The organism is Arthrobacter sp. P1_B11, assembly GCF_056406715.1.
In genome coordinates, this window is the sequence record NZ_JBFTZQ010000010.1 from 77,845 (window position 1) to 102,532 (window position 24,688).

The window sequence follows — 24,688 nt, forward strand, 5'->3', positions numbered from 1 at the left end:
ATACTGGAGGTTTCACCTGTGTTGTGGCCATTTCCGCTTGCCGGAACCTTGCCGTCCTGGTTGATCCTGCTGCTGGGCACCGCCGACTTCATCATCCGGGTGCTCGCCGTAGGCATCATCCCCGGCAACCGCCGGCCCACCACCGCCATGGCGTGGCTGCTGGGCATTTTCTTCGTGCCGGCCGTGGGCCTGATCCTTTTCCTGCTCTTTGGCAACTTCCGGCTGTCCCGGCGCCGAGTGGGGCAGCAGCAGCTGGTCAGCGAAAGGGTGCGGGCACGCACCTCGGTGCTGTCCGACGTCGGAAGCGACTACTCTGGGCCCGAGTGGGTGCAGTCCGCCGCCGAACTGAACCGCCGGCTGGGCTCGATTCCCATGGTGGACGGCAACTCGGTGGAGCTGATTCCCGGCTACCCGGACTCCATCAGGGCCATGACCGAGGACGTCCGGAAAGCCAAAAGGTTCATCAACGCCGAGTTCTACATCATGAGCACAGACCACGTGACGGATGACCTGCTCACTGCGCTGGAAGAGGCGGCCGACCGCGGCGTCGAAGTCCGCGTGCTCTTTGACCACATCGGCACCCTTCGGGTCAGGGGCTACCGCAAGCTCCTCAAGCGCCTCAGGGCCAGCCGGATCCAGTGGCGGCGGATGCTCCCGCTGCTGCCCATCCACGGCCAGTGGCGCCGGCCGGACCTGCGGAACCACCGCAAGATCATGGTGATTGACGGCGAAGTGGCGTTCACCGGATCGCAGAACCTGATCGAGCCGTCCTACAACAACCCCAAGCACCGCAAGGTGGGGCGTGAATGGGTGGAACTGATGGCCCGGCTGCGCGGCCCCATCGTGCCCACTCTCAACGTCGTCTTCGCCACCGACTGGCTCAGCGAGACGGACGAGTCGCTGGAAGCCCAGCTGCAGGCCCAGCTGGAGCTTCCCGCCGAGACCTCACCCGGCACCGTCACGGCGCAGGTGGTTCCCAGCGGCCCCGGGTTCAGCACGGAAAACAATCTCCGGCTGTTCAACACGCTCATCTACTCGGCCCAGCACCGGATCTCCATCTGCAGCCCGTACTTTGTGCCGGACGACTCACTCCTTTATGCGATCACCACCGCGGCGCAGCGTGGCGTCGACGTCGAACTCTTTGTCTCCGAAAAGGGCGACCAGTTCCTGGTCCACCACGCTCAGCAGTCGTACTACAAGGCGCTGCTCGAGGCGGGCGTGAGGATCTACCTCTACAAGGCGCCCTTCGTGCTGCATGCCAAGCACTTCACCATCGACGACGAAGTGGCCGTCCTCGGCTCCAGCAACATGGACATGCGATCCTTCTCGCTGAACATGGAGGTGTCGGTGATGTTGCTCGGGACGGAGATCGTGAACAGCATGCGTGCGGTGGAGGACACGTACCGTGACATCTCGCACGAACTCAATCTCGAGGATTGGATGCGCCGGCCCCTGGCCGCGAGGTACGTGGACAACGTGGCCAGGCTAACGGCAACAGTTCAGTAGATAGCCCGGGGGATCAGCCGGGGAAGTGGGAGCCCAGCGCGGAAAGCACGCCGAACGCCTTGGTGCGAATCTCCTCGTATTCCTCCTGCGCTGCTGAATCCGCCGTGATGGCGCCGCCGACGCCGAGACTGAGTTTCGCCGTCGGCTCCCCTGCAGTGCGGGCCAGGCCGGCAGCGGTCCCGCCGGCAGCCTGGGCGCCAGCTTCGCCGTCTGCCTGGATCACCAGCGTCCGGATGGCGACCGCCAGGTCCGTGGCCCCGTTGAGTGAAAAGTACCCGATCGCGCCGGAGTAGACGCCCCGCGGAGCTTCCTCGAGCCGGTCCAGGATGGCCATGGTGCTGATCTTCGGCGCCCCGGTCATCGAGCCGGCCGGGAAGCACGCAGCCACGGCTTCAGCCCGGGGCGATCCCGGAAGGAGCTGGGCGTCGATGGTGCTCACGAGCTGGTGGACCGTGGCGTAGCTTTCGATCTCGCACAGCCGGCTGACGGTCACTGAACCCGGCACCGCGAAGTGGCTGAGATCGTTCCGGAGCAGGTCGACGATCATGATGTTTTCGGCACGGTCCTTCAGCGAGCTCTCCAGATCGTGCCGCAGCGCCGCGTCTTGCTCGGGATCGGCAGCCCGGCGGCGGGTGCCCTTAATCGGTTCGGCGCGCATGCCGCCGTCGGACGCTATCCGCAGGAAACGCTCCGGGGACGTGCTCGCCACCGTCAGCCCGCCGAACCGCAGGTAGCTCGCGAACGGTGCCGGGTTCCTCTTGCGCAACGCAAGGTATGTGGGCCAGGGGTCGAGCGCAATTGCGGGCACCTCGGCGGTGAGGGCCGTGGTGAGGCATACCTCGTACGAATTCCCCTCCGAGATCTCATGCTGGGCGTCGGCGATCTTGCGCTTGTAGGCGTCCTCGGTGTCGCGGCTGGTAAACGTTGGGGCAGGAAACCGCCCGACGGCGCTGCTGGGGGAGCCGGCGCTGGTGGGGGTGCCGGCCGCAGCGGCCACCGAGGCGCGGGCATTGGCGAGCCAGACTGCTGCGTCGGGGGCATCGAGCGCGAGCAGCCAGGCGGCGCCCTCGGCGTGGTCAAGGACCACGGCCCGCCCGGCGAAAATCAACGCCGCGTCCGGGGTATCTGCCGGGACGTCGGAGCCGCCGGTTTCACGCTTGAGTTCGTAGCCCAGGCAGCCAAGCCAGCCCAGGGTGAAATCACAGGGATAGCCCTCGGGGCCGCGGACCGCTTTCCGGCCCCACACGGTCTCCAGCCACCGGAAGAACTGGCCGGGCACTTCGGCGGTGGCAGACCCTGCGGTGATCCGGTTGGTCCCCGAAGTGTGCCGTGCCGACTGCCCGAACGTGCCGCCGTCGTCCGCCAGAATGCTGAACCGGCTGCGCTCCGCGGCGGGCGTCCTGACGCTCAGCCAGTCTTCTGGGGTGGGCGGGACCAGCGAGGAATCGAGCCAGACGGCATTCGCAGATGTCCCGTACATGGACTGGAAGAGGGCCGCCGCGTCCGGCCTGGCCTCGATGCGCTCGGCCAGGAGCCGGAGACCCCGGCGCGCCGAGAGTTCGGGGACCAGCGCGGTGGCGAGGGCCGGAAGGTAGGTGAGCGCCTGCAGGACGTCTGCCGGGGCGGTGTCGTCGGCCAGGTTGAGGACCCGGATGTCTGCGTGGTCCCGCACGTTGTCCGAGGCGAGGAGCTCCGATTCCTGTGCGGCCCACTGTTCCCAGTACGGCTCGTACGTTTGGCCGTCGCGTTCCAGGGCGCGGGTGCGGCGTTCGTGGTCCGGCGAATCAGCCCAGATGACTGCGTCCAGCAGGGGCCTGGCCGCCGCCGCGGCAGCCCCCACCCCCTCCACGATGACAATCTCGGCGGGCAGCGTGACCCGGGCATCGCCGTCGTAATGCCTTTCCCAGTCCCAACTGACCCACGTTGCCGGTTCTCCCCGCCGCAGCGGCGACAGCACGGTGGTGACGTAGCGTTCAACGCCCGCGGCGAGCCCGTTCCAGCCGGGGTAGATGTCCTCAAGATGGAACAGCGCGACTTTGTGGTGGTTCCGCAGCCGTGCCGCGAGTTCAATGGCCAGCGTGGTTTTGCCTGCGCCCGACCGCCCATCAATGGCGATGATCACAGGTGCGGGGGTCATGAAATAGAGCGTACCTGCTGGCTGTTCTGAACCTCGAGTAGGGCCTGTTCTTCTGCGATCGCCGCACGGACAAACTGCACGATGCCGGGCACGGCCGCCTGGACCTGGTCCCACACCGACTCAAAGTCGCTGTGATCCCCGTACCAGGGGTCTTCGATGCCTTGGTCCAGGGGGTCCTTCGATTCGAGGGCGGGATCAAAACTGCGCAGCATTCGGATTTTCTCCCCGGTCTCCCGGTCGGGGGCCGAGGCCCGGAGCCAGCCATAGTGGTCCACGTCCAGGGCCAGGATCAGGTCTCGTTCCGTGTACCACTCGGGGCGCCATTCCCGGGCGATGTGCCGGTCGGAGATGAGATTGTGGGCCCTCAGTTTCCTCGCGGCCCGGGGGTCGATGGGGCGTCCTGCCTCATAGGCGGTGGTTCCGGCGGAGTCCACGACGGCAGCATCGGCGAGCCCTGCCGCTGCGAAGGCCTCCGCCAGCATCAGCTCCGCCATCGGGGACCGGCAGATGTTGCCAGTGCACACCGCTATGATCCGGTAGGGGCTCGACGTTGAGGGCATGCTGCTAAGCATGGGGGATGCCGGCGGCACTTGGCTAGTAAGCAGCCTTATTGTTCAAAACATTTCGTTTAGTGGATCAGCGCCAAAAGGATGCCCACGGCCACGAACAGGACGCCGAAAACCCTGTTCAGGACCTTCTGCCCGTGGGCGTTGTGCGTGAAACGCTGGAACGACTTCGCGGCCGCCGCGAAGAAGAACCACATCACCAGGATGTCGATCGCCACCACGGTGGCAGTGAGGACCATGTACTGCGCCAACAGCGGCCGTTCGGGGAGAATGAACTGAGGCATGAACGCGAGGAAGAACACGATGGCCTTGGGGTTGAGCAGGTTGACCCAGAGGCCGCGGCGGAACATGGACCAGGCTGGCTCGTTCCGAAGTGCGGCCGCCTTCTCCTGGTCAAGGTCCGGCTTGTGCAGGAACTGGCGGATGCCCAGGTAGACCAGGTAGGCGGCGCCGGCGTAGCGGATGACGTTGAAGGCAACGGGCGATCCTGCCACCAGGACTCCGACGCCGAGCGCCACGATGACCACATGAACGATCAGGGCCGCCTGCTGGCCGAGGATTCCCCAGATGGAGCGCCGGAACCCGGAATTTAGCGAGTTGCTCATGGTGTTGATGGCGCCTGCGCCAGGAGTGAAGCTGATGAGGACGCCGGCACCCGCGAGGGCCAGCCAGAGGGAGAATTGCACCAACCAATCTTAGTGCGGGATTCCGGGCGCGGAAAAAACCTAGGCCCGCGCGATGACCTCGCCGTTGGGGATGAGGAACCAGCCGTCGTCCGTGGAGCCCCAGCGGTGCCAGCCGGCGGAGATGCGGGTCAGGTCTGCTTCCTGGGCGAAGCCGTATTCGAGGGCCTGCTCAGCGAAGGCCGAGTGCAGCACCCGTTCCCCCCAGACGCGGGCCTGCCAGCGGCGCTGCTGCCCGGTGGCGTAGAGCCAGTTGCTGCTGGTGGGCGCCACATCCGTAAAGCCGGCGGCCTGCGCCCAGGAGACCAGGCGGCGTCCGGCGTCGGGTTCGGCCCCGTTTCGCCGCGCGATCCGCTGGTACAGCTCCATCCATTCGTCCAGTTCGGGGATGGCCGGGTACCAGCTCATGCCGTGGAAGTCGGCGTCGCGGACCGCCACGATGCCGCCCGGCTTGGCCACCCTCCTCATTTCCCGCAGCGCCCCCACGGGATCGGTCAGATGCTGCAGCACCTGGTGCGCGTGGACTACATCGAATGTGTCGTCCTCGAAGTCGAGGTCGTAGATGTTGCCGGCCACGAAGTCGACGTTCGCAACACCCCGGTCTGCCGCCAGCTCGCGGGCGTGGGTGATCACGTCCTGGGAACGGTCCAGTCCCGTAACGGTTCCGGGGGCCACCAGTCCGGCGAAGTCGCACGTGATGCTTCCCGGCCCGCAGCCCACGTCCAGCACGGTGACTCCGGGGGTGAGGTACGGGATCACGAAGGCCGCGGAATTCTCGGCCGTCCGGGAGGCGTGGGCGCGGATCACTGACTCATGGTGGCCGTGCGTGTACACGTCGTGCGGCTGCTGCTCACTCATAGGGAAACGCTACTCCTTTTCCGAGGCTTCCCGGCCGGCGCGGACGGTGGCATTGATCATCGAGTTCAAGAACCGTGTCACGGTCACCAGCTCTTCTGCGCTGAACTCTGCCATCGCCGAGCCCATCTGCCGCGCCAGCGGGAGGAACATGGCGCTGCCGTCCCGGTAGGCCTTGTCCGTCATCCGCAGCTGGACCTGCCGGCGGTCCTGGCCCTGGCGCTCGCGGACCAGATGCCCTGAACCGCACAGCCTGTCGATCAGGGCGGTGGTGGCCGGCGAGCTCAGGTTGAGTTCTTTCCGCAGGGTGCCCGGGGTGACCACCTGGTCCGCGGCTGAATGCCGCATGATGACGGCCAGCGCATTGAGGTCGGTGCGGTGCATGTCGTTGCGGCCTCCGGCAGCATCCACATACCGGTTGGCCTCCAAGGTGAATTCCTGGAGCAGCCGCACCAGGGGGGGTGCGCCGGGCAGGCCCGAGTGCTCAGGCAAGCCCGAGTGGTCAGACTGGCCGGGCAGACCGGCGGGATTTGAGGCCGCTGGATCTTCGGTCACGTTGGCCTCCCTCTCCAATTTCATGCCTTCCGGAGTTTACTCCAGCGGTCCCGTTATCCTGGTCGGCAATCCTTCCGGCTATGTATCTCCATCGTAGAGATAGTCTATGATGGATCTATTCTACTCCGCCGGATTCCGTTGGTCCCCGTTCCCGAAGAAGGACCCCATGAAGCAGCCATCCCACAGGAAGCCCCGCGCCCCGTTCTGGCTGCGCTGGCTCATCCCCGTTTTCCTCGTCTCCGCATGGCTCGCCGTCGCCGGCGTAGGCGGGCCGACTTTTGGCCGGCTGGATGAGATCTCGTCAAATGACCAGGCATCGTTCCTGCCGGCCGGAGCGGAAGCCACCAAGGCCCAGGGCTGGCAGGAAAAGTTCCGGGATTCGCGCGAGATTCCCGCCGTCGTGGTCATCGAAAGCGACGCCGCCTTCACCCCGGCCCAGCTGGGCGAGGCGGCTGAGCTCAAAGGCAAGCTGGAGGCGCTCAAAGCGGGCAGCGCCGTGATTGGCCCAATCCCGTCCAGCGACCAGAAAGCGGTCCAGCTCGTGGTGCCCATCCCGTCCGCCGGCGAGGTGAAGGACGTGGTCCAAGAGCTGCGGAACGAGGTCATAGCCGGGGCCCCGGCCGGCATGCGGACCTTCATCACGGGGCCCGCCGGACTGACAGCGGACCTGGCCGGCGCCTTCGCCGGCATCGACGGCATCCTGCTGCTTGTGGCACTGGGGGCGGTATTTGCAATTCTCCTGATCGTCTACCGGTCGCTGCTGCTTCCGCTTGCCGTGCTGCTCACATCGGTCTTTGCGTTGTGCGCCGCCATCCTGCTGGTGTTCGGCATGGCGAAGCTCGGCTGGATCCAACTCAACGGCCAGAGCCAAGGAATTCTGTCCATCCTGGTGATTGGAGCCGCCACGGACTATGCGCTGCTTTACGTGGCAAGGTTCCGCGAGGCGCTGACCCACACGACCAACCGGACCGCCGCGGTCCTCACCGCCTGGAGGGCCTCGTTCGAACCCATCTTTGCGTCCGGAGCCACGGTGATCATCGCCCTGCTGTGCCTGCTGTTCTCCGACCTCAATTCCAACAAGGCCCTCGGCCCGGTCGCCGCCGCCGGGATCCTCTGCGCGCTCGTGGCCGCACTGACCCTGCTGCCGGCGCTGCTGGCTCTGCTCGGCCGCACCGCGTTCTGGCCCTTCCGCCCCAGGCTGATGCCGGAAGGGGAGCGCGAGCCAGTCCTGGTGACCGGGCTCGAAGGCCAGAAGGGGCTGTGGCGCGCCACTGGATCGCTGGTGTCCCGGCGTCCGCGGACGGTCTGGGTGGCTTCGGTCCTGTTGCTGCTGGCCGCGTCGGCAGGTCTGCTGCAGCTCAAAGCCAATGGCGTCCCTCAGACCGACGTTATTCTCAGCGCCTCCAATGCCGTCGACGGGCAGGACGCCCTGGCCCGCCACTTCGATGCCGGGAGCGGCAGCCCGGCCCTGATCGTGGCAGCTGAGGCCAAAGCCGGCAGAGTGCTGGAGACTGTGAAAGCGTCCGACGGCGTGGGGAACGCCTACCTCCTGGCTGACGGCACTGTGCCGATCACCGGAGCGCCGGGATCGCCGTCCGTACCGGCCGTCCGCGGCGGGAAAGTGTTGCTCAACGCCACCCTGGACTTCGCGGCAGACTCGACCGACGCTGAGAAGGCCGTGCTGAAACTGCGTGAAAGCGTCGAGGCCGTGGACCCGGGAGCTTTGGTTGGGGGCGTAACGGCCACGGCCCTGGACACCAACACCACCGCACAGCGGGACCTCGCCACCATCATCCCCGTGGTGCTCGGCGTCATTCTGGTCATCCTGATGCTCCTGCTCCGCTCCGTCCTGGCGCCCGTCCTGCTGGTGGCCTCGGTGGTCCTTTCGTATGCGGCGACCATGGGAGTCTCGGCCCTGGTGTTCAACAACATCCTCGGGTTCCCCGGAGCCGACGCCACGGTGCCGCTGTTCGGCTTCGTGTTCCTTGTGGCACTCGGCGTGGACTACAACATCTTCCTCATGAGCCGGGTCCGCGAGGAGTCGCTGAAACACGGCACCAATGCCGGTATTCTGCGCGGGCTGGGCGTGACCGGCGGGGTGATCACCTCCGCGGGCGTGGTGCTCGCGGCGACGTTCGCCGCCCTGGGAGTCATCCCGATCATGTTCCTGGTGCAGCTCGCGTTCATCGTGGCGTTCGGGGTGCTGCTGGACACGGTGCTGGTCCGCTCCCTGCTGGTCCCCGCCCTGGCTTACGACCTCGGCAGGCGGATCTGGTGGCCCGGCAGGCTGGGCCGCCCGGAGCCGGCTTCCGTGGGCGAGCTTCCGGACGGGGCCGGGACCCGGGAGGCCGGAACCCGAGAAGCCGGCGTCCGTTAGGCCAGGCCGGTTTGGTCAAGCCGGCAGGCCGGCGTGACCAAACGCCGGCAGGGCGTCAGCGGGGCGTGGGCGCAGTGGAGTTCTCCGCGCGCCACCACTCCACAGTTGCCTTGGCCGCGGCCGCCAGGGGAGTGGGGCGAAGGTCCAGGGCTGCCTCGCTGGCCCCGGAATCCATCACGAACGGTCGCTGGAACTGGTAGAGCGTCTCGCCGAGCTCCCGGATGTCGGCGGAAAACAGGCCTACGGTACGCAGCACCCAGCCCGGCAGGGCGCCGACCTTTGGCCGCGGCATTCCGGCGGCCTCAGCGAACGCGGCGGCAAGCTCCCGCTGCGTCAGGGCCGGATTGGTGGGGGCATGCAGCACACGGTTCCACAACACGGGATTCTGCGCTGCCTTGATCATGGCCGCCGCGAGATCGGGGACGTACGTGAACGAATGCGGCTGGTCCGCGCTGCCCACCACGCGGAGCCTGCGGCCCGAAAGGATTGCGGGCACCATCCGCTCACCAGCGTGGGACATCCGCACTCTGGGTCCGAAAAAGTCGCCGGCAACCACACTGACCGTGCCGGTTGCGCTCGCCTGCCGTGCCTCGAGCAGCGCCGTCCGCACTCCGCGCTTGCCGCCGCTTGCTGCGCGCGGGCTGTCCTCAACCATGACGCGGTCAGGCTCGGTGTACGAGTAGAGACTTTCGGGAAAGACGACGACGGCGCCCGCCTCGCCGGCGGCTGCCAGGAGAGCCTGTTCGGCCATGGGAAGTTCCTGCTCCCATGCCCTGGCACTGTACGCGGAACCGTGAATGCAGTGGAAGGCCGCTGTGGCGCCGCGCATGGACTGCGCCACCAAAGCCCGGTCCGAGACATCCACGGACAGCCTTTCCACCAGCGGATGTTCGGGGCCACTGGCGGACCGTGTCAGCACGCGGACCCTTTTGCCCTGGGCTGCCAGCTGTTCGGCAACCGTCCACCCCACAGGACCTGCTCCAGTCACCGCAAAGAGTTCTTCTGACATGGCTCCAGGCCTTTCGTGGCAACACAATTCGATTGGAAGAGAAGTAGCAGTCCCAATATTTCAGACTGCGCCTGCAGAAAGCGATCATCTCTTCCTCCCTCAGCCTTGGAGAGCGCCCCGGCTCGACCTGCTGGGCCGCAGCGAAGCGACGCCGGCGCGCTCGGTACGCCGAGCGTTCCAACGATGTAACCTCAGGAGGAGAGGCGGGCATTTGTTTGGCGGGAAGGATGACATGGCGATCACCATGCGCGACGTGGCTCAGGTGGCGTCCGTGTCAATCAAGACGGTGTCAAATGTGATCAACGATCACCCAAACATCAAGCCGGAGACGCGCAGGCGAGTTCTCTTGGCGATCGAGAACCTGGGCTACCAGCCCAATCTCTCTGCGCGCGGACTCCGTTCTGGCCGGACCGGCGTGATTAGCCTCATCATTCCTGACCTGAAGAACGCATATTTTGCTGAGCTGGCAGACGCGGTGATGACAGCGGCCTCCAAGAGGGGCCAGGCGGTGATCATCGAGCAAAGCGGTGGGGAGCGGGACCGCGAACTCGAAATCCTCCATGGCCCGCGCATGAGGATGGTCGATGGCGTCCTGTATAGCGTGCTCGGCCTCGGCCAGGAGGACGTGGGCCTTATAGATATCCCGACCCCGATTGTCCTGCTCGGTGAACGTATCTTTAACGGGCCTGCAGACCACGTCACCATGCAGAACGTCGAGGCGTCCGAGGCAGCCACCGGGCATCTCCTTGAACTCGGACGCAGCCGGCCTCTTGCCTTTGGAGCCCACCGCAACGAAGTGATCGGTTCAGCCGGGCTGCGTCTCGAGGGCTACCGCCGGGCCCTGAAACGAGCGGGACTGCCCTACCGAGAGGAGCTCGTTGTCGACGTCCAGACCTGGCATCGGTCCGACGGTGCCCACGCGATGCGGCAGGTATTAGCGTCCGGTGTCACCTTCGACGGCGTGGTGGCATTCAACGACTCCATCGCCCTGGGAGCGATGAGCGTGCTGCAATACGCTGGCCTGAAGGTCCCCGACGATGTAGCCATCATCGGCTTCGACGACATCGACGAGACACGCTACTCCCTGCCAACGCTGTCAACCGTGGACCCCGGACGCCCCCAAATTGCCGAGACGGCCGTGCGCATGCTGCTTGAGCGGATAAACGGCGAAGCTGCGGACATTGCTCCGCGGGAGTTTGAGGCTTCGTTCAGAATTGTCCCCCGTGGATCCACGGGGGAGTCCGGGGCCTCTTTCCCCGAAAGTTAAGTCTTGACTTGTAAGCCGCATCACACCAATATGGATTTACAACGATTACATACATCGATGTAAAAGCTGGCGGAGCCTGCTCCAGGTCTTACCCAAGCCCTTCCCGGGCAGTCCAACGTCCCCGCTGGACAGGCAAGCGTGGAGCCTTCCGCTTCAGACGATGAAGTCCAGAACCTGCAGCACCGAAGGGACCCCTACGTGAACAAGAAAACAGTCGCGGCAGCATTGTCGACGGTCGCCCTGGCGGCGAGCCTCTCCGCCTGCAGCTCCGGTGAGGCCGCTACCGAAAGCGCCAGCACCACCAGTTGCACCAACAAGATTGTCCACGCGGATGCTCCTAAGGTCTCCGTCTGGGCGTGGTATCCGAACATGGCCAAGGTGGTCGACAATTTCAACAACTCCCACACGGATGTGCAGGTCTGCTGGACTGTCGCCGGGCAAGGAGCCCCGGAGTATGCGAAATTCCAGACCGCCATCCAAGCCGGCAAGGGTGCACCCGATGTGATCATGCTCGAAGCCGACCAGCTAACAGGCTTCGAGCTGCAGAATGCATTGGTGGACCTCAGCCCGTACGGCGCAGCTGATGTGAAGAAGAACTTCAGCGACGGCTCCTGGAAGGACGTCTCGCAAGGAGGCTCTGTTTACGCCATCCCCGTCGACGGCGGCCCGATGGCAATGATTTACCGCAAGGACGTGCTCGACAAGTACGGCATCAAGCCGCCGACCACCTGGGCTGAGTACGAGACGGCGGCCCAGAAGGTCAAGGACGCCGGCGGGCCAGCCTTCGGTGACCTGGGGAGCAACGTGCCGGCCGCCCTGACCGCGCTCATGGCCCAAAAGGGCGCGGTTCCGTTCACGTACGACTTGGCGGATCAAAAGAAGATTTCAATCCAGCTGGATAGCCAGCCGGCGAAGGACGTGCTGAACTACTGGGCCGGGCTCGTCAAGAAAGGCCTTGTGGGGACGCAGGACCAGTTCACCACCGACTACATTTCAGGCATGGTCGGCGGCAAATACGCGACGTATGTTTCCGCGGCGTGGGCACCGGGATATCTGACCGGCTCGGGCGTGGGTAAAGGAAAAGAGAAGGGCACGTTCGCCGTGGCAGCCCTTCCGCAATGGGATGCCAGCAACCCCGTTTCTGTGAACTGGGGAGGATCAACTTTTGCGGTCACTTCACAAGCAGGAGACAAGAAGCTGGCTGCCGAAGTGGCCAAAGGCCTCTATGCCGACGACGCGTCGCTCACAGATGGCTGGAAGACCCAGACCATCTTTCCCCTGAACCAGAACGTGCTGAGGTCGGCTGCGTTCATCAACAACCGCGTCGATTTCTTTAGCGGCCAGACGGCCAACAAGGACATCTATATTCCAGCCGAGAACTCCTACAAGGGCTTCAGCTACAGCCCGTTCACCGTCTACTACTACGCGCAACTGCAGGCCGAGACGGTCAAGATCAATTCAGGCAAAGTCACCGGAGACGAGGCGGCCAGCGAGCTGCAGAACACCATGGTGAACTACGCGAAGAGCCAGGGATTCACAGTCAACTAGCAGCCGGGCCTGCTCCGGGGACCTGATGGTTGGCGGAGCAGGCCGGATCGACCGATAGAAAGACGCAGGACAGATCATGGCAGTTCACGGGTCAACGGTGACACCCTTGCCGCAAGATTCTCCACAGGAACTACCGGCTCGCCCGGAGCAGGTGGACAGCAAACGGGCTCCCCGTATCCAGACGGTGATGGCACGGAGGGCGCGGACGGGGTGGCTCTTCATTGCCCCCTTCGGGTTAGTTTTCGCCGCGTTCCTCCTCGCCCCCCTGGCCTACGCCCTTTACCTGAGCCTGTTTACCAAGGGCCTGGCAACCGGTACGCGATTTAGCGGGCTGGAGAACTATTTTCACGCCTTCTCGGATCCGCAATTCCTGAAGGGCGTAGGGTTCGTAGTCCGTTTTTCCTTAGTTCTGATACCGGTGCAAATGGCCGTCTCGCTGGCCGCGGCCCTCGTCCTGGACCACCTCACGACACGACTGGCCAAGTTCTCCCGGCTGATGATCTTCCTGCCGTATGCGGTGCCGGCCGTCATAGGCGCGCTCATGTGGGGGTTCCTCTACAGTCCCTCGTTCGGACCGATGCAGCAAGTGTTCTCCCTTTTTCACGCTTCAGCACCGTTCCTTCTCAGCCAGGACAACGTCTTCTACGGACTGCTGAACGTGGTTACCTGGCAGTGGGCCGGGTACTACATGATTATCGTGTACGCGGCCCTGCAGGGAATCGACCCTTCCCTGTATGAGGCGGCCAAGATAGACGGTGCTTCCACCTGGCAGGTGGCCTTCCGGATCAAAGTGCCCATGGTGTCATCTGCGCTCGTGCTGATTCTTATTTTTGCTCTGATCGGAACCCTCCAGTTCTTCTCCGAGCCGCAGATCCTCGGCCCGGTCGCCAACGGGAGTATCACGCCGGACTTCACGCCCAACATCTATGCATTCAACCTGGCCTTCGGCTACGCCCAGTTCAACTACGCGTCTGCCATTTCCTTTTCCCTCGGCATCATCGTCTTTATCGCCGTGTATGCCTTCATGTTCGCCACCCGTAAAAAAGGGAGCACCCTCTCATGACTGCAGTCACGACCAGCGTCCCCGCCCTGGCCCGGCGACCCAAGCCGCGTCGAAACGTGGTGGCCCATGTGTTTCTGGGAGTTTTGGTTCTGTATTTCCTGGTCCCTATCTGGTGGCTCTTCGTGGCGAGCACGAAGGACACGGAGGGTCTTTTTGCCGGCTCCTCCGGCGCCATGTGGTTCGACAAGAACTTCAACCTGGTGGCCAACCTTCAGGACCTTTTCACGTACAACGGCGGAGAGTACCTGCGATGGCTGGGCAATTCACTGCTATATGCCGTTAGCGGCGGGCTGGGGGCCACCGCGATCTCAGTACTGGCGGGCTACGGCTTCGCGAAGTATAGGTTTCCGGGACGAAACTTGACCTTCTCGTTGCTGCTGGGCGCGGTCATGGTCCCGATGACTGCCCTGGTTATCCCCACCTTTATCCTGCTGTCCAACCTCAAGCTGACGGACACGGTATGGGCCGTCATCCTGCCATCGCTGCTGAGCCCTTTCGGCGTTTACCTCATGCGCGTTTACACCGCCGAGGCCGTGCCGGACGAGCTGCTGGACGCGGCCCGGGTGGATGGTGCCGGCGAGCTCCGCACCTTCTTTCAGGTGGCTCTCCCCCTGCTGCGCCCCGCTCTTGTGACAGTTCTCCTGCTTTCCATAGTTGGGACGTGGAATAACTACTTCCTGCCCCTGGCCATGCTGTCCACTGAAAAGCTCTACCCGCTCACAGTTGGCATTGGGCTCTGGGAGCAACTGGCTTCGTCCAATAACGGCGGCGGTCATTCCCTCTGGAGCCTCATCATCGTCGGCTCCTTCGTCTCCATCATCCCTCTCGTCGTCGCCTTCCTGACCCTGCAAAAGTACTGGCAAGGCGGCTTGTCCCTCGGCAGCCTCAAATAGAACGTCGTCGCTAAGCACGGCGTACCGTTCCGTGCTTCCCCTTACCTGAAAGAAAACTATGGTTTCCGCACGCCTTACCATCGACCCGCAGTTCGCCGTGGGCCCCGTCAATCCCCGCCTGTTCGGCTCGTTCGTTGAACATCTCGGCCGCTGTGTCTACGACGGAATCTATGAACCCGACCACCCCAGTGCAGATGCCGACGGATTCCGCACGGACGTCATCGGGCTCGTCAAGGAACTCGGTGTCTCCGCAATCCGTTACCCCGGCGGCAACTTCGTCTCCGGATTCCGCTGGGAGGACAGTGTGGGGCCCAAGGACCAGCGTCCCCGCCGCCTTGATCTGGCCTGGCACTCGACCGAAACTAATGAAGTCGGTCTGCACGAGTTCGGCTCCTGGCTGGAGAAGGTAGGCAGCGAGCTGATGCTCGCCGTCAACCTCGGCACCCGAGGCACCCTGGAAGCCCTCGACCTCCTGGAATACACAAACATCAGTTCCGGAACGGAACTGTCCGAGCGCCGGGCAGCCAACGGCCGCAAGGAACCCTTCGGCATCAAGATGTGGTGCCTTGGAAACGAAATGGACGGCCCTTGGCAGTTGGGGCACCGCTCAGCTGATGACTACGGCAAGATCGCGTCCCAGACAGCAAAGGCCATGAGGCAGCTCGACCCGTCAGTTGAACTCGTCGTCTGCGGCTCATCCAGCGCCCACATGCCCACCTTCGGCGAATGGGAACGAGTTGTCCTAACCCACGCATACGAAGACGTCGACTACATCTCCTGCCACGCCTACTACGAAGAGAAGAACGGGGACCTGGGCTCCTTCCTTGCCTCCGCCTCCGACATGGACCACTTCATCGAATCTGTGGTTGCAACGGCCGACCACGTCAAGGCAGTCAACGGCAGCTCCAAGACCATCAACATTTCCTTTGACGAATGGAACGTCTGGTACCTCGAGCGATTCCAGCAGGTCGATAAAATCGAAGGAATCGATAACTGGCCCACGGCGCCGCGGCTGCTTGAGGATGCATACTCCGTCGCCGATGCCGTCGTTTTCGGCAACCTGTTGATCTCGCTGCTTAAACACGCAGACAGGGTCGCGTCGGCCTCCCTTGCGCAACTGGTGAATGTGATCGCCCCCATCATGACCGAACCGGGCGGCCCTGCATGGAAGCAGACCACTTTCTTCCCTTTCGCGTTGACTTCCAAACTTGCCAAGGGAGCCGCTCTGGACGTCAAACTGGAAGCCGACGGCTACAGTACGGAGGTCTACGGCACTGTCCCTCTCATCGACGCGGTCGCCACCTTCGACGCCGAAACCCGCACCACCGCGGTCTTTCTGGTCAACCGCTCCCAAACCGAAGAAGCGAACGTGACGATAGACGTAACTTCTCTGAACGGCGCTATTGTCCTGGATGCTCAAACGCTTTCCGATGTGGATGTTTATGCGAAGAACACACTCGACCATCCAGACCGCGTGGGCCTCAACCGGAACAAGAGCGTCGCTGTCCGTGACGGCCAAGTCGCGATCACTCTGCCGCCAGTCTCGTGGACTGCGCTGCATCTCGGCTGACAGGCAAGGCGGGGGCATCCGAACAAAACGGGTGCTCCGCCACTGGCGCCTGGGGCAATTTCCACTTCCGGCCGGCCGGACCCTGAACCCCCGCCACCCCTCCGCAGTGCCCTGTTGCCATCCGCCGCATCTGAGTAGACTTCCAGTGCGTCCGGCCGGACGCGCCCAGTCCTCCCAAGGAGTGATCAAGCGATGACTGAAAACAGCGAGTCCAATACCGCAGGAAAGACACACAACAGCTCCAGGAACCCTGCACTTGAAGGCGAGAGCGGTCAGTACGTAGAAGGCGACTACGGCGACGCCGGCGTGGTGGCCGATGAGGCCGCCGCCGAAAAGGGTGACTACCCGGCCGGTGACTATGGCGATGCCGGCGTGGTCGGTGACGTGCCTGCGGAGGCCGAAGAAGGCGAATACTCCGAAGGCGATTACGGCAAGGCGGGGACATTGGGCCAGGAGCTCCCCGGCGAAGAAGAGGGTGAATATCCCGAGGGCGACTACGGCGCCGCCGGAACCGCGCGGGAGCGGGGCGCCGCCGGTGAGGTGAAGGACGGACTGACGGACGGCCAGGTCAACGCTCCGAGGAATGACGACGGCGGGACCTCCGCCGGGGGCTAGGAGCCGCCGCGAAAGCACCTCCAGAGCAGGTTCACGCAGAGCGAAACTGTGCTCGCGCCGTCGTCGTGGCCCCCGGTGTTCCGCCAAATTCCGCGGATCACCGGGGGCCAATTGTTTGCGCGCGACCACCAAAATGGCAGACTTGAGCCGAGTCGACTCAACTTTGGATTGACTTAAACCGTCCGTTGAGTAAAGTTGAGTGCAGATCGCTCAAGGAGTGGGCGAGCCCCGATTCGACACGCCAAGTACTAGGCGTACATGCTCGAGCATCGGGGCCACACAGTTTCCAAGAAAGAAGGAAGCAACACATGTCACGTGCAGTAGGTATTGACCTCGGAACCACCAACTCCGTCGTCTCCGTTCTCGAAGGTGGCGAGCCCACCGTTATTGCCAACGCCGAGGGTGGCCGCACCACGCCGTCCGTCGTTGCGTTCTCCAAGTCCGGCGAAGTCCTGGTCGGCGAGATCGCCAAGCGCCAGGCCGTCAACAACATCGATCGCACCATCGCCTCCGTCAAGCGCCACATGGGCACCGACTGGGGCGTGCAGATCGACGACAAGAAGTACACCGCGCAGGAAATCTCCGCACGCGTGCTGATGAAGCTGAAGAACGACGCCGAGTCCTACCTCGGTGAAAAGGTCACCGACGCCGTGATCACCGTTCCGGCCTACTTCAACGATGCCGAGCGCCAGGCCACCAAGGAGGCCGGCGAAATCGCGGGCCTCAACGTCCTGCGCATCGTCAACGAGCCCACCGCGGCCGCCCTCGCCTATGGCTTGGACAAGGGCAAGGAAGACGAACTCATCCTGGTCTTCGACCTCGGCGGCGGCACGTTCGACGTCTCCCTGCTGGAAGTCGGCAAGGACGAAGATGACTTCTCCACCATCCAGGTGCGCGCCACCGCCGGTGACAACCGCCTCGGCGGCGATGACTGGGACAACCGCGTCGTTGAGTACCTGCTGAACCAGCTCAAGGTCAAGGGCATCGACCTGTCCAAGGACAAGATCGCCCTGCAGCGCCTCCGTGAAGCTGCCGAGCAGGCCAAGAAGGAACTCTCCTCCTCCTCCAGCACCAACGTCTCCCTCCAGTACCTGTCCGTCACCCCCGACGGCCCCGTCCACCTGGACGAGCAGCTGACCCGCGCCAAGTTCCAGGACCTCACCAAGGACCTGCTCGAGCGCACCAAGAAGCCGTTCCACGACGTCATCAAGGAAGCCGGCATCAAGCTCTCCGACATCGACCACATCGTGCTCGTCGGCGGTTCCACCCGTATGCCTGCCGTCTACGACCTCGTGAAGGAACTGGCCGGCGGCAAGGAGCCGAACAAGGGCGTCAACCCGGATGAGGTTGTGGCCGTAGGCGCAGCCTTGCAGGCAGGCGTGCTCAAGGGCGAACGTAAGGACGTTCTCCTGATCGACGTCACGCCGCTGTCCCTTGGCATTGAAACCAAGGGCGGTGTGATGACGCACCTGATCGAGCGCAACACGGCCATCCCCACCAAGCGTTCCGAGACCTTCACCACGGCGGATGACAACCAGCCGTCCGTGGCCATCCAGGTCTTCCAGGGCGAGCGTGAATTCACCCGCGACAACAAGCCGCTGGGCACGTTCGAACTGACCGGCATCGCTCCGGCCCCGCGCGGCGTTCCGCAGATCGAGGTCACCTTCGACATCGACGCCAACGGAATCGTGCACGTCTCCGCAAAGGACAAGGGCACCGGCAAGGAACAGTCCATGACCATCACCGGCGGCACCGCGCTTTCCAAGGACGACATCGAGCGCATGGTCCGGGACGCCGAGGAGCACGCAGCCGAGGACAAGGCACGCCGCGAGGCAACCGACACCCGCAACACCGCCGAACAGCTCGCCTACTCCGTGGACAAGCTGATCGCGGACAACAAGGACAAGCTGCCCGAAGAGGTCAAGACCGAGGTCCAGGCCGACGTCGACGCCCTCAAGAAGGCACTCGAAGGCACCGATGACGCGGCCGTAAAGACCGCGTTTGAGAAGCTGCAGGCTTCCCAGACCAAGCTCGGCGAAGCCATCTACGCCCAGGCCGGTTCCCCGGACGGCGCCACCGGCGCAGCAGGTGCCGAAGGCGCCCCGGCCGGCGACAAGGCAGGTTCTTCAGATGAAGATATCGTCGACGCCGAAATCGTTGACGAAGAAGAGAAGAAGTAGCCATGCCTCATCACGGTAACGAAGAAGAGCACAGCTCTTCCCGGGATCAGGGCGGGCAGCGCGACGAGCCTGTTATCCGGGACCACCGCAAGGTGGACCCGGTGACCGGGCAGGCCCGCCACCCCGAGGGAGAGCAGCCCGCCGATCCGGCTGGTGCTTCCGCGGATTCGAACGGCGACGCCCTCGCCCAGGCTGAGGAAATCCTCAACCAGGTGGAGGTGCCGGCGGAGGAATCCGTGGCCCAGGGAACTGACGCCGCGGCTGCTGCGGAGCTGAAGAACGATCTGCTGCGCCTCCAGGCGGAGTACGTCAACTACCGCAAGCGCGTCGAACGCGACCGTGCCGTGGCAGGGGAGATGGCCGTCATCGGCGTCCTGAACTCGCTGCTGCCGGTGCTCGACGACGTCGACGCCGCCCGCCAGCACGGTGACCTGACCGACGGCCCGTTCGCCGCGATCGCCGCCAAGCTGGAGAACGCGCTCAAGACGTACGGCCTGGTGCGCATCGATGAGACCGGCGTGGAATTCGATCCCACGATCCACGAGGCCCTCATCCAGCAGCCCGGCGCGGACATCGAGGTTGACACCGTCAGCCAGGTGCTCCGATCCGGCTACAAGTCAGGCGAGCGCGTCCTCCGCGCGGCACAGGTTATCGTGGCAGTCCCTGCATAAGGTGAGCTGACACGATCGCGAAGCGGAACATGGGCCCTGGGAGTGGCATCGGGCCTGCCGGAGCGTGGTGGCTTGGTCCGTAAGGACCCGGAAGCTCGCGCGCCAGCACCACCCGGATACGAACTCCGGTGACGCTGCTTCGGAGAAGAAGTTCAAGGACATCTCTGAGGCGTACTCCGTGCTGTCCGACCCCGAGGAGCGCCAGCAGTATGACGCCATCCGGGCCATGGGCGGCGGGGCACGGTTCGCTCCGCACGGTGCCGGAAGCACGGCCAACGGCGGCTTCGAGGACCTTTTTGGCGGGCTCTTCACCGGCAACGCCGGACGCCAATCCGGCGGCTTCAGCACGCCCGGCGGCGTCCCGCCCGAGTTCGCCGACCTGTTCGGCGGCGGCTTTGGCGGCGCCGGGGGTCCTGCCGGGTACCAGCGCGCGCCGCAGAAGGGTGCGGACCGCACGGCAACCACCAGCATCTCCTTCGCCGGTTCCATCCGCGGCACCACCATCGGCCTGCGCGAGCCGGACGGAGAAGTCATCGACGTCCGTGTTCCGGCCGGCATCAAGGACGGCCAGAAGGTCCGCGTCCGCGGAAAGGGCCAGTACGGTCCCGCGGGCAACGGCGATCTCATGGTGACGGTCAACGTCAAACACCACGACTTTTACACGCGCGACGGCGACAACCTCCGCATCCACGTGCCGGTCACCTTCGCGGAAGCTGCTCTGGGCGCCGACATCGAGGTTCCCACGATCGACGGCGAGCATGTCCGGGTCCGCGTTCCCGCTGGCACGCCCGCGGGGCGCACTCTCCGGGTCAAGGGCCGCGGCGTGAAGACCTCCAAGGGCACCGGCGACCTGCTGGTGACGATCGACGTCGCCGTTCCGAAGAACCTGAGCAAGGAAGCCGAGGAGGCCGTGAAGGCGTTTGCCGCCGCCACCGCCGGCGCGGACGTCCGCGAGGGCCTGGCAGCCAAGGCCCGGCTCTAGAAACGGGCGTCAGCCGTGGACATTAACTTCGATCAGCCGATCTTCGTCATCTCGGTGGCGGCCGAACTGGCTGACATGCACCCGCAGACGCTTCGCCAGTATGACCGGCTGGGCATCGTCTCGCCCAGCCGTGCGCCGGGCAAGTCCCGCCGGTACTCGCAGCGGGATGTCAACATGCTGCGCGAGGTGCAGCGCCTGTCCCAGGAAGGCGTCTCCCTCGAAGGCATCAAGCGCATCCTGCAACTGGAGAACCAGGTGGCCGCGCTGCAGCGGCGGGTGGGCGAGCTGACCGAGGAACTCGCCCGACGTCGAGACTCCATTGACTCCCGGATCTTTGCCGCCGGTGCCGCCGGGGACGTCGTCAGCCTTGCCCGCGGCCAGCGGCCCCGGCCACGGTCACAGGCCGTGGTGGTGTGGCGCCCCCGGGGAGCGAACAACCCATAGATCGCTGTGATCCTGCATGCCAGAATGGGATGAACCAGGCGCAGCGCGGCGTCTCGTTCAGGGCGTAAGTGGCCCGGGCAGAAGGGATGCACGGTCGTGACCTACATCAAGGACTTTGACCAGCTCGGGCGCGGCGACGTGGAGGAAGCCGGAGGCAAGGGAGCCAACCTCGGCGAACTCACCCAGGCAGGGTTTCATGTGCCACGGGGCTTCGTGCTCACCACAGCCGCCTACGCTGACTTCGTCGAGGCCAACGGACTCGGTGCGCGGATCCTGGAACTTGCCACTCTTCCCGCCGACGCGCCGCAGCAGGACTACGACGGTGCGGCGCAGCAGATCCGCTCCCTGTTTTCGGACCGCGTGATGCCACCCGGAATCGCCCGCGAACTCAGCGAGGCCTACAGCCGTCTCGGCCACGCCCTTCCGGACGCCTCGGGTGAGGATATCCCGGTGGCGGTCCGGTCCTCGGCCACGGCCGAAGACCTGGCCTCCGCAAGCTTCGCCGGCCAGCAGGACACCTACCTGAACATCCGCGGTGCTGAGGCCGTGGCTGCCTCGGTCATTGCCTGCTGGGCATCGCTGTGGAACGCCCGCGCCATGGCCTACCGGGCCCGCGAAGGCCTCGACCCGGCCACAGTGCGGCTGGCGGTTGTGATCCAGCAGATGGTCGAGTCCGACTCCGCCGGAGTGATGTTCACTGCCAACCCGGCCAACGGCCGCCGCGACCAGGTGGTGGTCAGTGCCTCCTGGGGGCTGGGGGAGTCCGTGGTCAGCGGTGCCGTGACCACCGACGACATCGTGGTGGACCCTGCCGCGGGCCGGATCCTGTCGCGGCTCACTGCTGACAAAGAGGTCATGATGGCCTACTCCAAAGATGGGACCGCTGAGCAGCCGGTCCCGGAGCCGAAGCGCCGGGAGCCGGTGCTCGACGACGCCGCGGCGGCCGCTCTGGCGCGCCAGGGAACGGCCATCGCGGAGCATTTCGCGGCGCCGCAGGACATTGAATGGGCGCGGGCGGGCGGGGAGTTCTTCATCGTGCAGGCCAGGCCGATCACCGCGCTGCCTGAACCGTCGGCCGATACCCCGACTGACTGGGAGTTGCCCTATCCGAAGGGTCTGTACTTCCGGGCGAGCATTGTGGAGCAGTTGCCGGATCCGCTCTCACCGCTGTTCGCCGACCTCATCGACGGCTCGGTGACCCGGTCCCTCAAGGCGCTGCTGAGGGAGGCGGTCGGCAGCGACGTCGTGCGGGACGGAGACGTGTCCCTGCCCACGATTAACGGATATGCGTATTACTACTACAGCTCCGCCGGAATGTGGCGGGTGATGGGCAAGTCCCTGACCGCCGTTGCCGCGTTGGCCCGCGGCAAGGCGCATATGGGCATCAGGGGATGGCGGGACCATTCCCACCCCCGCTACCGGGGCATAGTGAAGTCGTGGGCATCCAAGCCGCTGACGGACCTGCCGGCGTCGGAACTGTTCAAGGGGATCTCGGCCCTGCTGGACGCCGGCACCGTGTACTACACCGCGGTGCAGTCGGTCATTCCGATCGCGGCAACGAGTGAGATCCTGTTCCGGGCGTTTTATGACCGGCTGGTCCGCCGCGACGGCGACCCGGCGGGCCAGACTTTCCTGCTGGGTTATGACAGTGAGCCCATCCGGGCGGAGAAGTCGCTCTACGACCTGGCGGCCTGGGCCCGTGGACGCCCGAATCTTGCCGCCGCCATCACGGAGGGTTCTGCCGCCGCGGTAGCGGCGGCAGTCCGCACGGGGACTCCGCCAGCAGGCGTCGACCCCGCCGCGTGGGAGCAGTGGACCAAGCGGTTTCAGCGGCATCTGGACCAATTCGGACACGCCGTCTACAACCTTGACTTCGTCAATCCGGTTCCGGCCGATGATCCTTCGGCCTTGCTGGAAACCCTGAAATTCTTCGTGCGCGGGCAGGGCAACGACCCCTACCAGCGCCAGCAGCTCTCGGCGTCCCGCCGGGAGGACCAGAGCCGGCTGGTCCGGGAGCGGCTGGATCCCGCCCGGCGCGCCTCGTTCGACCGGCTGCTGCGCTGGGCACAGAAGGCAGCGCCCGTCCGTGAGGATGCCTTGGCGGACATCGGCCTGGCCTGGCCGCTGATGCGGCGGATGCTGTTGGAGCTTGGACAACGGCTGGTCGGCTCGGGCGTCATCACAGAGCCCGGGGACATCTTCTGGCTGCGGCTCGACGAACTCCGACATGCCATCGACTTCGGACTGGCCACTCCCGGTGCGGCCATCAGCGGTGCCGGGCAGCCCGTCCGCGCGGAGGCCGTGGCCCAGCGCAAGATGCTGTGGCGCGGGCAGCGGAAGGCCGCGGCGCCGCAGATGCTCCCCGAAAGCCGCTGGGCAGACCGTGCGTTCGGAAAGATGATGCCGGCCGGTTCCCAGCAGCAGCGCGGCGACCGGATCTCGGGGACCGGCGCCAGCTCAGGTCAGGTGACCGCGCCAGCACGGCTGCTGGCCGGCCCCGAAGACTTCGCCACCATGCAGCCCGGTGAGGTGCTCGTCGCCCGCATGACCACTCCGGCCTGGACTCCGCTGTTCGCCATGGCTTCGGCGGTGGTCACCGACGTTGGAGGCCCTTTGAGCCACAGCTCAATCGTGGCCCGGGAGTACGGCATCCCCGCGGTTCTCGGCACCGGCGTGGCCAGCCAGCGTCTGGCCAGCGGCCAGCTAATCCACGTGGACGGCGATGCCGGCACCGTCACGGTTGAACGGGAATGAACGCCCGACGGCGGCCCTCCCGGACCGCGTGACCGCTGCGGTTCGTCAGGGCGTCAGCGTCCGGACCGGGGCGCCGTCCAGCCAGGCAGTTACATCCTCGATCGCGCCGCCGAAGAAGGCCCGGTAGCTCTCCTGTGTGACATAGCCCAGATGGGGCGTCAGGAGCGTCCGGGGCGCGGCCAGCAGGGCGTGTCCTGCCGGCAGCGGTTCCTGGTCGAACACGTCAATGGCCGCCCCGCGGATCCACCCCTCCTGCAGGGCGGAGACGAGAGCAGTCTCGTCGACGAGCGCGCCGCGGGCGGTGTTGACCAGGACACCTTCGGGGCCGAGGAGCTGCAGCTCGCGTTCGCCAACCGTCCCCTCCGAACGCGGCGACAGGCGCAGGTGCAGGGACACGACGTCGGACTCTATGAAGAGTTCTTCCTTGCTGACCCTGCGGGCGCCGGCCGCCGCGGCGGTTTCCTCCGTCAGATTCTGGCTCCAGGCCAGCACGTCCATCCCGAAGGCGCGGCCGTAGGCGGCGATGCGCTTCCCGATCTTTCCCAGCCCGACAATTCCCAGGGTCTTTCCGGACAGCTCGAAACCGATGGCGGTCTGCCAGTGGCCGGAGCGCAAGGAGGCCTCTTCCGCGGTCAGGTTCCGGGCGAAAGCCAGCAGCAGTGCCCACGTCAGTTCAGGCGCGGCTGTGGGTGAGCCGCCGGTGCCGCACACCACGATGCCGTGGTCGGTTGCCGCCTCCAGATCGATGGCCGCATTGGCGGCGCCCGTGGTCACCAGCAGTTTCAGCCGGGGCAGCTGCCCGATGACGCTGCGGGGAAACGGCGTGCGCTCCCGCATGGCTATGACGATGTCAAAGTCCGCGAGGGCCGCCGCGGTTTCGGCTTCAGAGGCGAAATGCCCGCCGAACACCGTAACGGCGACGCCCCGCTGCGTCAGGGAGCTCCACGGGGCGAAGTCCTCCGCGACGCCTTGATAGTCGTCCAGAATGGCTAGCCGGTACTGGTTCATGGCTT

The 24,688-nt window shown here is 65.1% G+C and carries 20 protein-coding genes; 13 read left to right on the forward strand and 7 right to left on the reverse strand.

Annotation, left to right across the window (positions count from 1 at the left end; translation table 11 throughout):
• Positions 1-18: 18 nt before the first annotated feature.
• A complete protein-coding gene (cls, locus tag AC1D14_RS10630) occupies positions 19-1,506 on the forward strand; it encodes a cardiolipin synthase (protein ID WP_476968456.1) in 1,488 nt (495 codons plus the stop codon).
• 13 nt (positions 1,507-1,519) lie between these two features.
• Here cls and AC1D14_RS10635 read toward each other — a convergent pair whose 3' ends face one another.
• The 5 genes from AC1D14_RS10635 to AC1D14_RS10655 form a co-directional block, all read right to left on the reverse strand.
• Positions 1,520-3,643 carry a chorismate-binding protein gene (locus AC1D14_RS10635; RefSeq protein WP_476968457.1) on the reverse strand — a complete coding sequence of 708 codons (2,124 nt, stop codon included), beginning with the start codon at positions 3,641-3,643 and terminating at the stop codon, positions 1,520-1,522.
• Complete coding sequence (locus tag AC1D14_RS10640; RefSeq protein ID WP_230119209.1) at positions 3,640-4,203, reverse strand: low molecular weight protein-tyrosine-phosphatase; 564 nt, start codon at positions 4,201-4,203, stop codon at positions 3,640-3,642. Before AC1D14_RS10640 ends, AC1D14_RS10635 begins: the two co-directional genes overlap by 4 nt.
• A 68-nt stretch (positions 4,204-4,271) precedes the next feature.
• Entirely contained in the window at positions 4,272-4,895 is a 624-nt protein-coding gene (locus tag AC1D14_RS10645; protein WP_230119210.1) for a LysE family transporter, read from the reverse strand.
• A 39-nt stretch (positions 4,896-4,934) separates the two neighbouring features.
• Positions 4,935-5,750 (reverse strand): methyltransferase domain-containing protein, encoded by an 816-nt coding sequence (locus tag AC1D14_RS10650; protein ID WP_230119211.1) that lies wholly within the window; start codon positions 5,748-5,750, stop codon positions 4,935-4,937.
• Positions 5,751-5,759: 9 nt separating this feature from the next.
• Positions 5,760-6,239 (reverse strand): MarR family winged helix-turn-helix transcriptional regulator, encoded by a 480-nt coding sequence (locus AC1D14_RS10655; protein WP_230119224.1) that lies wholly within the window; start codon positions 6,237-6,239, stop codon positions 5,760-5,762.
• 229 nt (positions 6,240-6,468) lie between these two features.
• Between AC1D14_RS10655 and AC1D14_RS10660 the strand changes: the two genes are divergently transcribed.
• Positions 6,469-8,679: an MMPL family transporter gene (locus tag AC1D14_RS10660; protein WP_476968458.1), complete on the forward strand. Its 2,211-nt coding sequence runs from the start codon at positions 6,469-6,471 to the stop codon at positions 8,677-8,679.
• A 55-nt stretch (positions 8,680-8,734) separates the two neighbouring features.
• Here AC1D14_RS10660 and AC1D14_RS10665 read toward each other — a convergent pair whose 3' ends face one another.
• Positions 8,735-9,688 (reverse strand): NAD-dependent epimerase/dehydratase family protein, encoded by a 954-nt coding sequence (locus tag AC1D14_RS10665; RefSeq protein WP_230119212.1) that lies wholly within the window; start codon positions 9,686-9,688, stop codon positions 8,735-8,737.
• Between the two features lie 232 nt (positions 9,689-9,920).
• Between AC1D14_RS10665 and AC1D14_RS10670 the strand changes: the two genes are divergently transcribed.
• The 11 genes from AC1D14_RS10670 to AC1D14_RS10720 all read left to right on the forward strand — a co-directional run bounded on the left by AC1D14_RS10670 (position 9,921) and on the right by AC1D14_RS10720 (position 23,675).
• Positions 9,921-10,955 (forward strand): LacI family DNA-binding transcriptional regulator, encoded by a 1,035-nt coding sequence (locus tag AC1D14_RS10670; protein ID WP_230119213.1) that lies wholly within the window; start codon positions 9,921-9,923, stop codon positions 10,953-10,955.
• 198 nt (positions 10,956-11,153) lie between these two features.
• Complete coding sequence (locus tag AC1D14_RS10675; protein WP_230119214.1) at positions 11,154-12,503, forward strand: ABC transporter substrate-binding protein; 1,350 nt, start codon at positions 11,154-11,156, stop codon at positions 12,501-12,503.
• A 76-nt stretch (positions 12,504-12,579) separates the two neighbouring features.
• On the forward strand, positions 12,580-13,566 hold the full coding sequence (locus AC1D14_RS10680; protein WP_476968459.1) for a carbohydrate ABC transporter permease: 987 nt from the start codon (positions 12,580-12,582) through the stop codon (positions 13,564-13,566).
• Complete coding sequence (locus tag AC1D14_RS10685) at positions 13,563-14,459, forward strand: carbohydrate ABC transporter permease (protein ID WP_476876235.1); 897 nt, start codon at positions 13,563-13,565, stop codon at positions 14,457-14,459. The genes AC1D14_RS10680 and AC1D14_RS10685 overlap by 4 nt, the downstream gene beginning before the upstream one ends.
• A gap of 58 nt (positions 14,460-14,517) precedes the next feature.
• The gene (gene arfA, locus AC1D14_RS10690) at positions 14,518-16,029 is read left to right on the forward strand and encodes an arabinosylfuranosidase ArfA (RefSeq protein ID WP_476968460.1); all 1,512 of its coding nucleotides are present in this window, start codon (positions 14,518-14,520) and stop codon (positions 16,027-16,029) included.
• 192 nt (positions 16,030-16,221) lie between these two features.
• Positions 16,222-16,644 (forward strand): hypothetical protein, encoded by a 423-nt coding sequence (locus tag AC1D14_RS10695; RefSeq protein WP_230119218.1) that lies wholly within the window; start codon positions 16,222-16,224, stop codon positions 16,642-16,644.
• Positions 16,645-16,952: 308 nt separating this feature from the next.
• Positions 16,953-18,824: a molecular chaperone DnaK gene (dnaK, locus tag AC1D14_RS10700; RefSeq protein WP_230119219.1), complete on the forward strand. Its 1,872-nt coding sequence runs from the start codon at positions 16,953-16,955 to the stop codon at positions 18,822-18,824.
• Positions 18,825-18,826: 2 nt separating this feature from the next.
• The gene (locus AC1D14_RS10705; RefSeq protein WP_230119220.1) at positions 18,827-19,495 is read left to right on the forward strand and encodes a nucleotide exchange factor GrpE; all 669 of its coding nucleotides are present in this window, start codon (positions 18,827-18,829) and stop codon (positions 19,493-19,495) included.
• A gap of 67 nt (positions 19,496-19,562) precedes the next feature.
• Positions 19,563-20,477: a DnaJ C-terminal domain-containing protein gene (locus AC1D14_RS10710; RefSeq protein ID WP_476968461.1), complete on the forward strand. Its 915-nt coding sequence runs from the start codon at positions 19,563-19,565 to the stop codon at positions 20,475-20,477.
• 15 nt (positions 20,478-20,492) lie between these two features.
• Complete coding sequence (locus tag AC1D14_RS10715; protein ID WP_290369769.1) at positions 20,493-20,921, forward strand: heat shock protein transcriptional repressor HspR; 429 nt, start codon at positions 20,493-20,495, stop codon at positions 20,919-20,921.
• A gap of 96 nt (positions 20,922-21,017) precedes the next feature.
• On the forward strand, positions 21,018-23,675 hold the full coding sequence (locus AC1D14_RS10720; RefSeq protein WP_476968462.1) for a PEP/pyruvate-binding domain-containing protein: 2,658 nt from the start codon (positions 21,018-21,020) through the stop codon (positions 23,673-23,675).
• Between the two features lie 45 nt (positions 23,676-23,720).
• Here the strand turns inward: AC1D14_RS10720 and AC1D14_RS10725 are convergent, their stop codons facing one another.
• Positions 23,721-24,683 carry a D-2-hydroxyacid dehydrogenase family protein gene (locus tag AC1D14_RS10725; protein ID WP_476968463.1) on the reverse strand — a complete coding sequence of 321 codons (963 nt, stop codon included), beginning with the start codon at positions 24,681-24,683 and terminating at the stop codon, positions 23,721-23,723.
• Positions 24,684-24,688: the final 5 nt, after the last annotated feature.